The following is a 15351-nucleotide window of genomic DNA, read 5'->3' on the forward strand; positions in this document are numbered from 1 at the left end:
GGCGTCCAAGATGGGGGTACTTTTAGCTCTAAGGATATTCGGATATATCGGACACACTACGGTGGTTGACCATAATTAGTTCAGGTGCCGTATCCAGCATGATTTCTTCAAATTCATCGAGAGTGGCGGCCTCAATATGTAAGCCTTCAATATCGCTTTCCGTATAGAAGACCTGTGCCTCATTATCCCAGACAGCCTTTACGGTAAAAGTGCGCTTCATATCATTGCCTCTCTACACAATATGTCGCGGGACGTGTTGGTCTAATTCAAGTTCCTTCCGTGAGGGGATCTAACACGTTGAGTTCACTGATCCAAAGAAAATCCTGAACATTATGTGTCACCAATATGCGATCATGGACGATGGCAGTAGCCGCGACGATCGCATCTCCTAAACTCATACGACGCTGTTGGCGCAAACTAACTGCCCGGTGCATGACTGTATCTGACAAAGGCAGTATTTCAGTTTTTTGAAAAAACTGTTCCAAATTTTGCCGTTCATCTTCCTCCAATTTGTGATACCCAAGTACCTCAATATAGCTCACCACCGAGACAGATGGGGTAATCTCATCAATAAACTGCCGCAAATCGGTATGATGCGGTTGCGCGGCATAGATAATTATATTGCTGTCAATCAGCATCGGTATCTCGATAGGGCAACGGGCGGTCTTTGCGTTGCTCGCGTTGCCATGCGACCGGATCTTCTATGTCGGCGAAAGTACCTTTTTCAGCCAAAGTTGCAAGCAATTCTCCTGCTGTTTTCTCTTTGGCTTGAGATAGTTCCTGTTTCGCTTTGTCCAGGATAATAATATCAACCGAAATCGGTTCGGCGGTTTCTGGAGACCCGTCGAGCCATTCAACGTGGTCATCGCGCAGGATGGCTTTGTAAGTGCGCCGCATGTTTTCTCCTAAAAATATTGAGATTCTGTTAGCTATGCTTGCCGTGTATTGGAGCATAGTTTTGGAGCGAGAGTCCCTTATTTGCGATGTTCAGTTATGATTTCATAAGCGTTTTGTATCTCTTGGAATTTTTCTTTTGCAAACTTGTGAAAATCCGGTGCGAGATCCTTCGAGGATATTCGGTCTGGGTGATATTGCAATGATAATTCGCGATAGTGTCGTTTCAATTCGTCATCGGAAACCAAAGGGTCGCAACCCAAGACCGCATAGTATTTTTCAATGTCAGGCAGCATTTCTTCCAATGCCTGAGTCACAAAGTCTGACGATAATCCAAATGCGGTGGCCGCATCATTGAGGGATTGCTCTTCTGCCGCGTGCAACGTGCCATCAGCGGCAGCTATTTTCACGAGACGATATAGTATGCCTTTACGATGCTCAATGTCTTCTACATATTGTGCAAATTCGGCGGCAATTTCCTTAAATGGGACTTCCGTTGTCTTGGCTTCATTTAAAAATTCAATAGCCATTTTCTGAGTATCTTGGTCGAATTCTTCTTCGACCATAATAGCCTTAATCGCGTTAACCTCATCTTCAGATACGTGCAAGTCGGTCTTTGCTATCTTACCAAACATTAAAAATATCGTTCTAAAGATGGCGTTCCGTTTTTCCTCCTCATCCAACGCCTGAGCAGCTTGATTTTGCGCCTCCCTTTCCTGAAGCATCTGTAGGAATTCATGAGGTGTCGGCACACCTGCTGCTTTGGGAAATATTGTTTCCCCTCCGAAGATACCACTTTCAAGGATGTAAACAGAGCCATCTTCTTGCACGGTAAGCGTGACGGTCTTAGTACCAAAAGTGCCTTGTTTTTCTAGTTTGGCCTCAAAAGTCTCGCGTTTCATTACGGTGTAGCCATCGGCGTTAATATATTTATGCATCGCGGCTTGAAGTGTCGGATAGACTGGGTCCCCTGATAACTGATCCAGAATAGCCAATGCAACCTTACCAATCTCACCTAAGGTGCTCCAAAAACTCACTATGGCCTCCTATTTATCCCGTTTTTAATAGAGGCAAATCTTGTGTACATTTTTTAAGCGTTTTCGACCACAGGCTCGATATCGAGGACCTCGCGGTCGAGTTTGGGGGGTGTTCCTTTGCCATTGAGCCAGTAGTTCGCCATTTCTCTGGCGGCGGCCATCTTGGGCCAGATTACCTCGCGGTAGCCCCGTACGTCGTCGGGCAGGCGCAGGACTTTCACATAAATATCGTATCGCTCTGTATTGTCAAAATCAAAATTATCTACCAGATCGATATACCAGTCTCGATAGTTTTTTTCCTCGCGGTGCCAGGCGGGAAGCCTGCGTAAAAAGCGCGCCCGCTTCATGATATTGAGCATCCAGTCGCGGGTTTGAATATCGAATCTGATGTCCAGTCCCAGGACGGTGAAATGCGGCCGGGTTAAATGCCTGTAAGAAATTCGGTCGCCGCGACCGGGATCGACATCGTAACGCGCGCGATCGCGGCGGTACTTTTCTTCGCTTGTCAATAGATGAGCCACATAGATTTCATCTTTATAGGCCATCACGCGGGCGAGAAAGCGCACCGCAGCATCGGTTGCGCGATACTGATATTGGACATTATCGCGGTCGTAAATCCCTTTTACGCGGACGACATAAGACTGCGCGTATTCGATACCGCCCCATTGAATGAGGTCGTAAACGCCGAGGGCAAATTGCAATTTTGTCGCGTCGGAAAGTAACCAGTCTGCGACTGTCTCCGAGAGGGTGCGATAGGTTTTGGCCAATTTTTCGCCTCGCGTTTTGGCCAGAATTTCCGCTTTGTCGTCGATGAGGCCCCTGTATGTGGTTACGAGTTTGGGTTTGAAAAATGCATCGGGATCCAACGCGGCTTTGCGCCCCATCTCAAATGCTTTGAGATTGGCTTCGAGTTCATTCGATTTGATATTTTGCTTCATCGCCCACCGGATATTTTCCAGTGTTAGGGGCAATGCGCCCCGTTGAAATGCCGCGCCCAGCAAGATGCTATTGGCATAGATTTTATTGCCCAGGTATCGTTCGGAGATTTCGCCGAGGTCCATCCCAAAATACGTGTCGGCGTTGGTATAACGCCGCAAGATATTCTCCAGATGGTCTGTATCAAAATCATCTCGTCCAATCATCGACAAAATGGTCTCGCGCTTGCCAGTTTCCACAACGGCTGTGGTGCGCTGTGGGCTGCCCACGCGGCCGGTTCCATTCGGATCTAACCCGCGCACGGCCTCCAGAATATCCAATCCCAACAGCAAGTCTGCATGTCCGTAGGGCGTCAATTGTGAAATCACCCGCTCGTCTTTGGTGAAGCTGACGTGCGAATACACGCCGCCGTTGCGAATAGCCAGTCCTTTTTTGTTGGTAAATCGCACGGTATATCCCTGTTTCGCGCCTGCAACGGAGATAATCGCAGAAATGGTATTGATGCCCATGCCGCCTACGCCAGCTACATACGCGTACCAGGCCGTATCGAAGTCGCGGCATTCGGGCTCGGGAATATTCGATAGATCGATTGATTCGGTTTGCACCTCGGGCGCGCGCGATCGGTGAACGGTCAGGCGTTCAAACGAGGGACACGTTTTATCGCCATTTGCAACTTCGACCTTTGTACACGCTCCGTCGGCAACGCACAAAGATAGATCGGTCGCGACTTTTGGACCGTGGAGGGTTTCTTCTACGGTCAAGCCGCTGCATCCGGTTGCTTGCGTGCATTCCAGACAATATTCGCAGACTTCTGGCGTGATGTTGATGTGGGTTTCTTCCGACAGAAATCCCTTTTCCCGAACGGTCTGTATCTGCTCTGCGCGCACGCGACGGTGATATGTGATGCCGCATTCTTTGTCGGCAATGACTATTTTGACGCCGTCTTTTAGAAGTGCCTGTTCCAGGATATCGCGATACGCCTCCCGATTTTCTGGATTCATGCGGGCGACCATCACCGGGCCATTTGTACCGCCACCCAAACCGCACACGACCTGTTCAATATCCTGAGCAAAGGTCGGGCGTCCCATCAGGTCAATATCTACCCCCGGCGTGGGCTGATGCCCCGTCATTGCCGTGGTCTTATTGTCTAAAATGACATAGGTAATATCTTGCCCGTGTTTGATCGAATCGGAAATCGCCGCCATTCCACTGTGGAAAAATGTCGAATCGCCCATGAATACGAGTTGTTTGTTGTCGATAAAAGGATCGATACCCGCACCCGTGCCACCGCCGAGTCCCATTCCCGATAAATTGTGCATCAGCCGGTTAAATGGCTCGTATTTCAACAGAGAATAACATCCGATATCTCCGTGGAAAATCAGATCCATTGGATCTGTGCCGTGCTTGCGCTGCATATAATCGCCATCTTGGAAATCGTCGATCATCTTGTCCAGCACACTGGCCGAATCGCGGTGCGGACAGCCCGGACAAAACGAGGGTGTGCGAACCGATGCGCTCAGGTCAAATGTTTCTGTCTGAGCCATCAAGGCGACAATAGTATCAATGCGCTCGGCATCTACGGGTACTGTGGGGTCGTCGAGCGATTTCAACACTGGAGCCAGCACATTGAGCGCGATACTGGGATTCAGGCCACAACTGTCGGGGAAACCTGATCCATTGGGAAAGCGTTTGCCCCATATCCGGAAGGCTTTTGTTTTTCCTGCCTGATACAGGTTTTGTAAAGCGGCGCCAATTTGTTCTTCCAGAAAACCGCGTTTTTCTTCCACCACGTAAATTTCATCGACCAGGTCCGCAAATTCGCGCAAGATCTCCGAATCAATCGGATACGTAATCCCGTATTTCAAAATGGGTATGCTACCCCCCAACCCAACCATATTGAGCGCGTGTTCCAAATAACAATAGGCCAAACTGCTGGTGACAAAGCCGATTCGCTTTTTGCCAGAGTCTGGCCGATATAAAATTCGATTCAACTCGTATTCTTTTGCGAGGGTGAGCAGCTTTGGAAAACGCTGCTCGAGGACCTCCTTTTCTTTTACCACTGTATGTGGCGGGATAATCACGCGATCATCTGGGGAAATCGTCAGCGGGTCCAGACGGATGGGATTGTTAAATGTTTTTTCGGGAAACCGGTTTGCGTGTACTTCGACCGTGCCCCCGCCATCTGCCTGATTGGACGTCACGAGGTAGGCGATATAGAGCCGGGTCTTTTCCGATAACTCAAAGGCGACTTTGATCCAGTCTTTCATTTCCTGAAAGGTGCTGGGTTCGAACAAGGGCATGTACAGATGTTTGGCGATAAAGCGAGAATCAGCAGGCACTTGTGTGCCCTCAGACCACGTATCATCGCCAAATACGGCAACCGCAGCAGCACCTTCGCCCGTTCCGGCCATATTGCCCAGTGCCAGCGCGTCTGAAGCGACGTGCACGCCCACGCTTTTCATGACTGCGATGGCGCGAATAGATTCCATCTGCGCCCCATTGAGACGCGCTGCTCCCAGGGCTTCGTTGTTGGCAATTTGCACCATTACGCCTTTTTCCATCAACAACTCGCGGATGCGCTCTGCTGCATCAAATACTTCTGCCACAGGCGATCCGGGATATCCCGTCATCAACCCCATGCCGCCTTCGAGGCAACCTTTGACGATGAGTTCATTGCCCGTAAAAATGCCCGTGCCCTTTTCAAATGTAAATCGAGGATCCATCAATATCCTTTACGCAATGCGATATATCCGCTAAATCGAATCGAACCAACTTCTGTCCACTTCTACGACCTCAACCCTCTTTGTCTTCACGCTCACGCCGAGTTTGAGATCTTTCATTTTTTCCATCAGCAATTCGCCATCAATCAAGTCTATCGGCGGCGCACCATCCCGCGTGGCTTCTCGTTGCGCGCCCCTCGTGAAGCTGCCTGTAGTTAGGATCAACCCCTTATCTGCACGGCCTTGCATTGCGCCGCGGAAATCTCTGACCACACTCGCGCTCACACTCTCTTTGTAGCGCTTACACTGAAACAGTACAGGAAAACTAATAAGCCCCGCAAGACGGATTATTCCATGCCCGTCAATTCCACCATCGCCCGATTTCCCCGTCACCTCAACCTCAATAAAGCCCGATTCTCGCAATAGCCTTTGGCATAATCGCTCAAATGCGTCGGGAGAAATGTTTCGGAGGATATCCAGCAAATCTTCACGCCAGGTAGCAGTTTCATTTGCGAAATCCTCGGCTGAGATTTTGATTTCTTGTGGTAGGACGCCTTCGTCGGTATTGGCTTGCTTGCCAGCTTGATTCTGTTGAATAACCTTTCTAACTTCTCCATGATCAACATTCTGAGTTTTACTTCCCTTAGCAGTAAGAGACCATATACCTCTCTCTGAATTATTGATCAAACCGTACTTTTTGAGGGCGGTTCTCGCCCAGCCTAATCTGTATTCCAGTTCTGTCTGGCTTCCCCTCCCATGCGGAACTTGGGCAATACAAGAAGACAGTTCCATCTGTTTAATTACTTGATTGGTGATTTCTCTAATAGAAGCACTGCCCCCAAGAGCATGGAGCGCAGTAAGTGTCGGATTTAGTAGATCGTTAAAGGTTGGAACGTCTGGATTGAAATTGTCAGCCATTACAAAATCTCATAAAATTTGTTTTAAAGCGTGGTTGCAATTCATTCTAAAATGTTTATGAATAGATTGCGTGTTACTTGTGTTTATGCCTCTATGATAGACACGTCGTACTGCATGATTTGAGAGTCTCTGGTAATGAGTATAAGTTTTTCGACTTGGGCCTGGGCAACCAGTATTCGATCAAAGGGGTCTCGGTGATATAATGGAAGATGGCCTGCCTGTTCTCCATGAAAGAAAGTCACAGGAAGATGCGTGAAGCCTGCCTCCTCAACCATGGCACCTAAGCTATTAGGACCTTTAAGCTTACCCAGAGAGGATTTGATAGCAATCTCCAAACCACTAATAGCACTAACAAAAACCTCATTCTCCGAGTTGGTAATAGCCTCGTAGGCATATCGCTTTAATTTCTCGGACTCTGCAAACCACCAAATGAGGGCATGCGTATCAAGCAAAAGACGTTGCATTACTCCTCGGGAAATAAAGTGCTATTGTAGAACGAATCAATCACTTCCTCGGATGTTTCGTCGAAGTCATGGGCAATCCAAATTTGTCCTTTCAGCAAGTCGGGTTTTCGCACTTTCTTAGAACCGCGATACTGCACCAAATTCAAATATGGTTTGCCAGCCTTGGTTATTACGACCTCCTCGCCCTGCCAAGCCAGTTCTCCCAGCCGCGCAAGTTGGGATTTTGCTTCCTGTATATTCATCTGCATTGAAAGGCCTCCTGTTAGGACTTTTTGCTCTGCCTAAACTTTAGTCACCGAAGGTTAGTACATTTTAAAATGCTGTGTCTTGCCAATTGGGATTGTAGAGTTCACCCGACATGGTCGAATGCACCAGTTCGTAAACGCCGGTTCCGCGGCGATCGAAAAATATAAAAATATATCGTCCCGACTTTTCGTAAGTCCAGGTATCTATGGCTTTTCCTATTGCAGCCGATGTGGTATAGTCGCGCTCGCTGGGCGGCCCGTATTTGATATAAACACGCCCTTTGTCTGTCTCTGATCCCCGCTTTCCCGGCTGCGATGTAAACGTATCATCGGAGTATTTCATGCGATTTATATGGTCTCGAAGCCGTTCATTTAAGGGCGTCTTTGGAGTCGGATCCAGTTTTTTCCAAAATGTCCGGAGGAATTTCATTTTTGAATCCTGTGTTGGCAAAGATTCGTAAAGACCGAGATCTTTTTCAGACGCAATGTGATGAATGGTTTGAAAATATCGCAATTGTTCCTGTTGTGCCTCCGTCAATTGTGGATTTTCATTTTCATCTGAAATGAGAAAGACTTTGCGTTTATGTCGCACATGTTCGCGCGTGCTGCGGTCAAATAACTCGATTTGCAAATCGTACGCGCCGCCAGATAGTCCTTCTGTTTCCAGAACGTCTGTTTTTACCACGCTTTCGCCGGGCTTAATCAGTCGCTTTGCCGGATACGATTTGACAACGACATCGGCGGTGTCGAGCACACTGTATCCCAAAACAAATGAATCATTGGGACTGTTGGGCATGACCTTGAAGTTGTAAACCTCAAAGTAGATCTGTATTGGTTTACCCACGCGGAAGAAGCGCGTTGTATTGGGGACGACGTGCCATCCATTTTTGACAAAGCGCCCGGCAGATTCGGCTTTTTTCAATTCCGAAGCGAATACCACATCGCTTACGACCAACTCAGTACCCTCAAAACGGCGCACGCGCATATTCCCTTCACAAATGCCTGAAATATCTCCGTAAATATCTTCGGCTGTCAGCGTCATTTTGTAGGGACCGGGCGCAATATCAACGGCGATGATATCGCGCACCAGCGCGCCATTTTGTTTCAATTCTCGGATATTTACTACCGAAACATTTCGCGTCCACAACTCTTGCACTGTGGGATTTCCCGCGGAGTCTTGCAGAGAAAGTTCAAAGTCAATTTGGGATACGTATTTGCCTTCTTCGGGTACAAACTGCAATTGTCGCGCATCTATTAATGTATAGACTTCCAGACGCGTGAGGTTTTGAGGTCCTCGAAATGCAGCGGTTTCGGCAAAAACGCGCAATTCGCCCTTTGAGCGCAAAGGCATATCCCGATATACTGGTGCACCCTCTTGCCCATATGCCGTTGTCCAGAAACAGGCGGCGACTATCGCAACATACCATTTTATGAGACGCATGACGATCCTCCAGGTGTTATAGACCACAATTCCCCGGCTGGTATTGTAAGAACAGTATAAAAAGTTGAGAAAATGGAATCAAGCGTTATCAAGCCACTTGATCTGCGGCGTGGTAGGAACTGCGCACCAGTGGGCCGGATTCGACATGCCGAAAACCCAGTGTGAGCGCGAATTGTTTGAGCTCCAAAAATTCATCGGGATGGTAAAAGCGCGCCACAGGAACGTGTTGAGCAGACGGTTGCAGATATTGGCCTATTGTGAGAATATCTGTTTTGCAATCTGCGATATCTCGTGTCGTCTGGCGCACTTCGGCCGGGGTTTCGCCCGCGCCGACCATAATACCCGATTTTGTAGGCATATTGCGCCCCATTGCTTTAGCCCGTTTCAAAAGTGCCAGCGACCTGTCGTACTTTGCCTGGGGACGCATGGTTTTATACAGGCGCGGTACGGTTTCGACATTGTGGTTTAAGATATCGGGTGCTGCTTCTATGACTATGTGCAATGCCCGCCAATTGCCCTGAAAATCCGGGATTAAGACTTCGACCTTTGTGTGTCTGCACAACCGCCGAATCGCATATATCGTTTCGGCAAAGATGCGTGCGCCCCCGTCTGGGAGTTCATCGCGGTTGACCGATGTGACCACTGCATGCCGCAATCCCATTGTCTGCACGGCTTCGGCGACCCGTTCGGGTTCTTCGGTATCAAGGCCCTCTGGACGACCGGTTTTTACCGCGCAAAATCCACAACTCCGCGTACACACATCTCCCAAAATCATAAATGTCGCCGTGCCCGAGTTCCAGCATTCGCCGATATTGGGACAGCGCGCACTTTCGCACACTGTGTGGAGATTTAACCCGCGCATCAAGTTTTTCAACGCGCGGTATCCCTCACTGCCCGGGGCTGGTACGCGAAACCATTCGGGCAGTCGCCTTCGGCGCACGGGAGGTGTTTCAATGTCCATCAAGCCATTCATTGCACCCTCCGCCCGGTCAGTGTGCGCAAGGTCGTCTGGGTAATCTCGACATTGGTCAGCGCGTTGTCTGCGACGCCCTCACGGGGAAATACGACTGTCTTAAAACCATCGGATTTTCCCACGGCGAACCCCTCGCCTTTGCGGGCATTTCCCTGTACTAAAACCTCGAGCGTACGACCAATATAAGTCGCATTGATTTCTTCAGAAATGCGATTTTGTTGTGCTATAATGGTTTCGAGTCTTTTTACCTTTTCCTCTTCTGGTACCGTATCGGGCATCTCGCGGAAAGCGACTGTGCCTTTTCGAGCAGAATACTTAAACATAAACGCGGAATCATAACGCACCTGCGCCATTAATTCCAGCGTAGCTTCAAAGTCGGTTTGGGTTTCACCGGAAAAACCGGCGATAATATCTGTACTCAAACACAGATCTGGCATCGCGCTGCGCAAATCATCTACCAGGGCGAGGTAATCTTCGACCGTATAGCTGCGTTTCATCGCTTTTAGAACGCGGTTTGACCCCGATTGCACAGGCAAATGAATAAAGCGACAAATTTTCTTTTCACGCGCCATTATTTCAATGAATTTTTCAGAGAAATCACTCGGATGGGGCGAGGTAAAGCGAATGCGGTCAATGCCGTCTATGCGCGCAATCATCGAAAGCAGATCGACAAAATCACAGGTGCCATCGCGATAAGAATTGACGGTTTGGCCCAATAAGGTGACTTCTCGAAAACCCGCATCGGCGGCGGCACGAGCCTGTCTGACAATTTCGCGCGCTGGCACACTGCGCTCTCTGCCGCGCACGTAGGGCACGATGCAGAATGTGCAAAACTTATCGCATCCGCGCATAATGGTAATCCAGGCATTGCTGCCCTCTTCGCGCAAGGGATTGATGTCCATATAATATTCGCCGCGATCCAAACGCACATCCAGAGCGGAATCGCCACGCGCTTCGGCGATGAGTTCGGGTAGTCGCCGATATGAATCTGGCCCCACGACGAGATCGACGTAGGGGGCGTCGTTCATCAGGGATTCTGAAACGTGCTTGGCCATGCACCCCGATACCCCCATAATCAGGTCTGGACGCCGATACTTCAGCTTGCGCAATTGCCCCAATCTGCCCCTTATTCGCTCTTCGGCGTGTTCGCGTATCGCGCAGGTGTTCAGCACAATGACATCGGCATCTTCTGGGCGATGAGCAGAGGTATAGCCCGATTGCTTCAAAATGCCCTGCATCAGTTCTGTATCCGATACATTCATCTGGCAACCGTACGTCTCGATAAAAACCTTTTGCCCAGACATGGGCGCGACAGGTATATCGGGCTCGGTTTGTACGGCGCGACCGTCTAATTCGATATTGAGCAATGCGCTCACGTTCGTTTCCTTTTTATTTTGTTTCTTGCCAAACGCATCTCTTCAATTACTTCTGCATCGCGTTCACACAATAGTGCTTTATCAAGTGCCCGTCTCGCCCGCGCACCCCCAATTTTGCCCAGTGCCCAGGCCGCGTGTTGTCGCACGAGTGGCTCATCATCTTTCAGGGCATTTGCCAGGGCGGGAACTTCAGATTTGCTTCCCACATTGCCCAGTGCTATGGCAACATTTCGCAATAATCCACGCCGTTTGGCGCGTTTGATCGGGCTGTTTTTGAATCGCTTTGAAAAAGCCTCTTGATCCATGTGGAGCAAGTCGGTTAGCGCGGGCGCATTCAAACCCTCGCGCGCTTGAAAAGCATTTTCAGAGGTTGGTTTTGCGTGTTTGAGATTCCAGGGGCATACTTCCTGACAGATATCACATCCAAAGACCCAGTTGTCTATATCCGATCTCAAATCCCGCGGAATAGCGCCTTTCAATTCAATGGTCAAATAGGAAATACACCGCCGCGAATCCACGACATAAGGTTCTGGAATGGCATCTGTTGGACACGCGTCCAGGCACTGCGTACAGGTGCCGCAGTGATCGAGTTGCGGGCGATCAACTTTGAGATCGAGATTTAGAATAATCTCGCCCAAAAAAAACCAGGAACCGCGACCCTTGTCAATCAAGCAGGTGTGTTTCCCAAACCAGCCCAGCCCGGCTCGAGCGGCGAAATCGCGCTCCAAAACAGGTCCGGTATCGACATAGACCCGCCCCTCAGCAGAGGGTTCGATTTGCTGAATTTCAGATAGGAGTTGTAGCAAGCGGTCTTTCATGACGGTGTGATAATCATCGCCACGCGCATAGCGCGCAATCTGCCCTTTGGGCTCACCGCCATTATCAGACCCATCGGAACGGGGCTGATAATTGAGACCCACGCACAGTACTGATTTGGCGTCTGGAAATATCTGGCGAATATTTGAACGCCGATCCAGATTGCGAGCCAAATACCCCATTTCCCCCGCGTAGCCCATTCCCAACCACTTTTGATAAAATGCCCAGTGTTGCGGGGGATCTACGGATGCAATCCCCACGGGATCAAATCCCAAACGCCGCGCCGCGTTCTTAATCCGGTGGGTCATGCAGGCACTCCAAAAATAGAGGGCAGGACACAACAATGCCCTGCCCCGTGATTCTCAGGTCTGACGAGCCAGTTTGCCAAGTGCGTTGTGAACCGCATCTACCGCCAGATCAGCGGCGTGTTTTCGCGTGGGGGGCAAGCCGCCAAGCGCGGTCTCGATATCACCGCGAGCGATTTTGCACGCTTGAATGGGCGTTTTGCCAACCACCCATTCCGTGAGCACAGATCCCGAAGCAATGGTCGCAGCACATCCCTGTGCGCGGAAGAGCGCGCGATCAATAACGCCGTCTTTGATGGCAAGATGCAGGGATAGGGTCGTCCCCGAAGCGGGATTTTCTGCAAATCCAGTCGCATCGGGGGTGTCCAATGCGCCGACATTTTTGGGATGTTCAAAATGATCCCGTAAGATCGTGGAGTAACCGTCAGACATGGAATTACGCACCGGCCCGTGCAGAAGTTCCCGAGCGATAATTGCTATTGCGACCGCGTCGTCCGTAGCGTCGTCCCCGGCTGCGCGAGATGCGTTTGCCAGAGCGACCAGCCCAATCTGTGGCGATTATTTGTCTAATCACCGTGATCTGAATCTCGCCTGGATAGGTCATTTCCTCGCGAATGCGCTCAGCAATTGCAAAGGATAGATCTTTGGCCTGTTCGTCGTTCACACGCCCGGCATTGACCAGCACGCGCACTTCGCGACCAGCATTGATGGCATATGCATCGCGCACGCCATCGAAAGATTGCGCCACCTCCTCTAAATCGCGCACCCGTTTGATATACCCTTCGGCATCGTCGCGACGAGCACCGGGCCGCGATGAAGAAATTGCATCGGCTGCTTTGACCAAAAACGAAAGCGGGGTAGAAGCCTCTGCCTCGCCGTGGTGATAAAAAATACCGTTGATAACCTCCTGGCCCTCGCCGTATTTGCCGGCCAGGTGCGCGCCAATGTCGGTGTGTTTGCCCTCGAGTTCCTGGTCCACGGCTTTGCCAATATCGTGCAACATCCCACATCGCCGCGCGAGTTTTTCATCCATGCCCAATTCTGCTGCCATTGCACCGGCCAGAAAAGCCACTTCTTTGGAATGCCCCAAAACGCTTTGCCCATAACTCGTGCGATATTTGAGCTTTCCGATTAGTTTGACCAGTTCTGGATGCACGGACTCAATGCCCAATTCGCGCACTGCCCGACGGCCTTCTTCAGCAATGAGCGAATAGATCTTTTTTTCGCAATTGGCAACAACCGCTTCAACGCGGCTTGGATTGATCCGACCATCGCGCACCAATTGCTCCATAGACAAACGCGCCACATCGCGCTTAACCGGATCAAAGCTGGATAAGACAACCGCCTCGGGTGTATCGTTTACAATAACTTTTACACCTGTGGCAGCTTCAAAAGCAATGATATTGCGCCCCTCTTTGCCGACGATGCGTCCCTTGATATGATCATCGGGCAATGTGACAACCGATATGGATGACTGTACGGTTTGATCTGTGGAACAGCGTTCTATTGCCTGTGCCAGAATTTTCTTGGCTTCGCGGTCGGCTCGTTCCCTGGCGTGATCGATAATTTCTCGGCCGATATTTGCGGCTGTCTGACGCAGTGAATTTCGGATGTTTTCGAGTAGCATCTCGCGGGCGCGGTCGGCATTCATGCCCGAAATACGCTCCAATTGCGCCCGTTGCTGATCGAGAATATCGGTCAGTTCCAGTTCTCGTTTCTCCAAACGTACGGCTTTTTGATTTCCTTCTTGTTCCCGCCGGGTTAAGGTCTTTTCTCGCTGACTTGCAACTTCGGCCTGTTTTGCCAGGCGAGTCTCTTGTTCGTGAAATTCGTCATTTCGACGGTCTAAAGAACGCTGTTTTTGATCAAAAGACTTTTCAATTTCGGCCTTTTCTTCATACCAGCTATTTTTAATTTCTAAAAAAGCAGCCTTGCGATCTCGGTCTTCCTTTTTTGCGAGTTGGGTTGCGTGTTTCTCTGCCTGCTGTTCAATATCTCGCATCTTTCGATCTCTAATGCGGGTGCCAACAAACCACCCGATTCCAAACGTAATAAGGGCAATGGCGACTGCCAGATAGATGATACTGTTAGCTGCCATTGAAGCTCCCTGAAGTAGCATGTCCATTGGAGCCTCCTGTCAAAATTCAAATCCGGTTTTATATCCATAGCGCAGGTGCGTTTGAAGATGTCTCTCTGCACAAACTGCGCCGATGCGTTATACGCATCGCAAATAAGAAAAAGCAGATAAAAAATAGGGGTCATGCGTTTTTGTTCCTCAGAAGCTGACTTAAAGCGATAAAGGGGTTATGTCGTGAACCCAAATATTTTAAGAGACCCAAAAGGGAGGAATCGCGAGACGACCCCTCCCTTCTGCACATGGGCTTTTCTACAAAGCGACGTTCAAACGTTAAACGATTCCCCACATCCACACTGATTTTTGGCATTGGGATTGTTGAACCGAAACCCCGTTCCCATCAAGCCATCGTCGTAGTCCAGTTCCGTGCCTGTCAAAAAGAGCGCGCTTTTCATATCGACAAAAACCCGAACGCCATAGGCTTCGATCACGCTGTCATCTGTGCGGGCTGTCTCGTCGAAATCGAGCTGATATTGAAGGCCAGAACATCCGCCACCGATCACTTTCAGGCGCAAACCGTGATCTTCGGGACGTCCGTCTCGGTCCATGAGCTCTTTGATTTTGCCCGCTGCGGTTTCTGTGACGCAGACCATATAATGCCTCCATTAACTCAACGCTTGCAGACACGCTTTGATCGCATCAAAATCGGGCAACTCGGTTGGATCGTCGGACACAGAAGCAAAGCGCACCACACCGCTTTTATCTACGACAAAAGCAGAACGCTTTGCCACGCCCTTAAATCCAATCAGGTCTTCGAATTGCGATCCATAAGCCGCGCTGACTTCTTTGTTGAAATCGCTGAGCAGGGGAATGGTAATACCTTCTTTCTCTGCCCATGCTTCCTGGGCAAAGGGACTATCTACACTGATGCCCAAAACCTGTGCATCGAGTGCGTCGTAATCGGCTAAACCAGCACTGACCGAACACATTTCATCGGTGCAGACGCCGGTATAAGCGAGTGGAAAAAACAAAATTACGACGTTTTTTTCGTCTCTGTAATCGCTCAGAGAAATATCGTTCATATCATCACCAGATTTTGATTTCAACGTAAAATCTGGTGCCTGGTCACCTACAGTAATACCCATTTCTCAT

16 protein-coding genes are annotated in these 15351 nt (G+C 49.7%); all 16 read right to left on the reverse strand.

Going from position 1 to position 15351, the window contains the following annotated elements; translation table 11 throughout:
* Positions 1–28 precede the first annotated feature (28 nt).
* On the reverse strand, positions 29–220 hold the full coding sequence (locus tag F4Y39_00355) for a DUF1902 domain-containing protein (protein ID MYC12154.1): 192 nt from the start codon (positions 218–220) through the stop codon (positions 29–31).
* Positions 221–266: 46 nt separating this feature from the next.
* Positions 267–638, reverse strand: a complete 372-nt coding sequence (locus F4Y39_00360; protein MYC12155.1) for a type II toxin-antitoxin system VapC family toxin — start codon at positions 636–638, stop codon at positions 267–269.
* Complete coding sequence (locus F4Y39_00365) at positions 628–897, reverse strand: hypothetical protein (GenBank protein MYC12156.1); 270 nt, start codon at positions 895–897, stop codon at positions 628–630. Before F4Y39_00365 ends, F4Y39_00360 begins: the two co-directional genes overlap by 11 nt.
* A 77-nt stretch (positions 898–974) precedes the next feature.
* Positions 975–1931, reverse strand: a complete 957-nt coding sequence (locus tag F4Y39_00370; protein ID MYC12157.1) for a DnaJ domain-containing protein — start codon at positions 1929–1931, stop codon at positions 975–977.
* Between the two features lie 53 nt (positions 1932–1984).
* The gene (locus F4Y39_00375) at positions 1985–5590 is read right to left on the reverse strand and encodes an indolepyruvate ferredoxin oxidoreductase (GenBank protein ID MYC12158.1); all 3606 of its coding nucleotides are present in this window, start codon (positions 5588–5590) and stop codon (positions 1985–1987) included.
* 30 nt (positions 5591–5620) lie between these two features.
* Entirely contained in the window at positions 5621–6505 is an 885-nt protein-coding gene (locus tag F4Y39_00380) for a restriction endonuclease (protein MYC12159.1), read from the reverse strand.
* 83 nt (positions 6506–6588) lie between these two features.
* Positions 6589–6969, reverse strand: a complete 381-nt coding sequence (locus tag F4Y39_00385; GenBank protein MYC12160.1) for a type II toxin-antitoxin system VapC family toxin — start codon at positions 6967–6969, stop codon at positions 6589–6591.
* Positions 6969–7205, reverse strand: coding sequence for a type II toxin-antitoxin system prevent-host-death family antitoxin (locus tag F4Y39_00390; GenBank protein MYC12161.1), 237 nt, complete (start codon positions 7203–7205; stop codon positions 6969–6971). The genes F4Y39_00385 and F4Y39_00390 overlap by 1 nt, the downstream gene beginning before the upstream one ends.
* A 76-nt stretch (positions 7206–7281) precedes the next feature.
* Positions 7282–8655: a GWxTD domain-containing protein gene (locus F4Y39_00395; protein ID MYC12162.1), complete on the reverse strand. Its 1374-nt coding sequence runs from the start codon at positions 8653–8655 to the stop codon at positions 7282–7284.
* Between the two features lie 88 nt (positions 8656–8743).
* On the reverse strand, positions 8744–9628 hold the full coding sequence (gene lipA, locus F4Y39_00400) for a lipoyl synthase (protein ID MYC12163.1): 885 nt from the start codon (positions 9626–9628) through the stop codon (positions 8744–8746).
* Positions 9625–11004: a tRNA (N6-isopentenyl adenosine(37)-C2)-methylthiotransferase MiaB gene (gene miaB, locus F4Y39_00405; protein ID MYC12164.1), complete on the reverse strand. Its 1380-nt coding sequence runs from the start codon at positions 11002–11004 to the stop codon at positions 9625–9627. The genes lipA and miaB overlap by 4 nt, the downstream gene beginning before the upstream one ends.
* On the reverse strand, positions 11001–12128 hold the full coding sequence (queG, locus tag F4Y39_00410; GenBank protein MYC12165.1) for a tRNA epoxyqueuosine(34) reductase QueG: 1128 nt from the start codon (positions 12126–12128) through the stop codon (positions 11001–11003). The genes miaB and queG overlap by 4 nt, the downstream gene beginning before the upstream one ends.
* A 54-nt stretch (positions 12129–12182) precedes the next feature.
* Positions 12183–12557, reverse strand: a complete 375-nt coding sequence (locus F4Y39_00415) for an iron-sulfur cluster assembly scaffold protein (GenBank protein MYC12166.1) — start codon at positions 12555–12557, stop codon at positions 12183–12185.
* Between the two features lie 4 nt (positions 12558–12561).
* A complete protein-coding gene (rny, locus tag F4Y39_00420) occupies positions 12562–14250 on the reverse strand; it encodes a ribonuclease Y (protein MYC12167.1) in 1689 nt (562 codons plus the stop codon).
* Positions 14251–14525: 275 nt separating this feature from the next.
* Positions 14526–14852 (reverse strand): iron-sulfur cluster assembly accessory protein, encoded by a 327-nt coding sequence (locus F4Y39_00425; GenBank protein MYC12168.1) that lies wholly within the window; start codon positions 14850–14852, stop codon positions 14526–14528.
* Between the two features lie 12 nt (positions 14853–14864).
* Complete coding sequence (locus tag F4Y39_00430) at positions 14865–15344, reverse strand: redoxin domain-containing protein (protein MYC12169.1); 480 nt, start codon at positions 15342–15344, stop codon at positions 14865–14867.
* Between the last annotated feature and the right edge of the window lie 7 nt (positions 15345–15351).

The sequence above is a fragment of the Gemmatimonadota bacterium genome, from assembly GCA_009838845.1.
GTDB lineage: Bacteria > Latescibacterota > UBA2968 > UBA2968 > UBA2968 > VXRD01.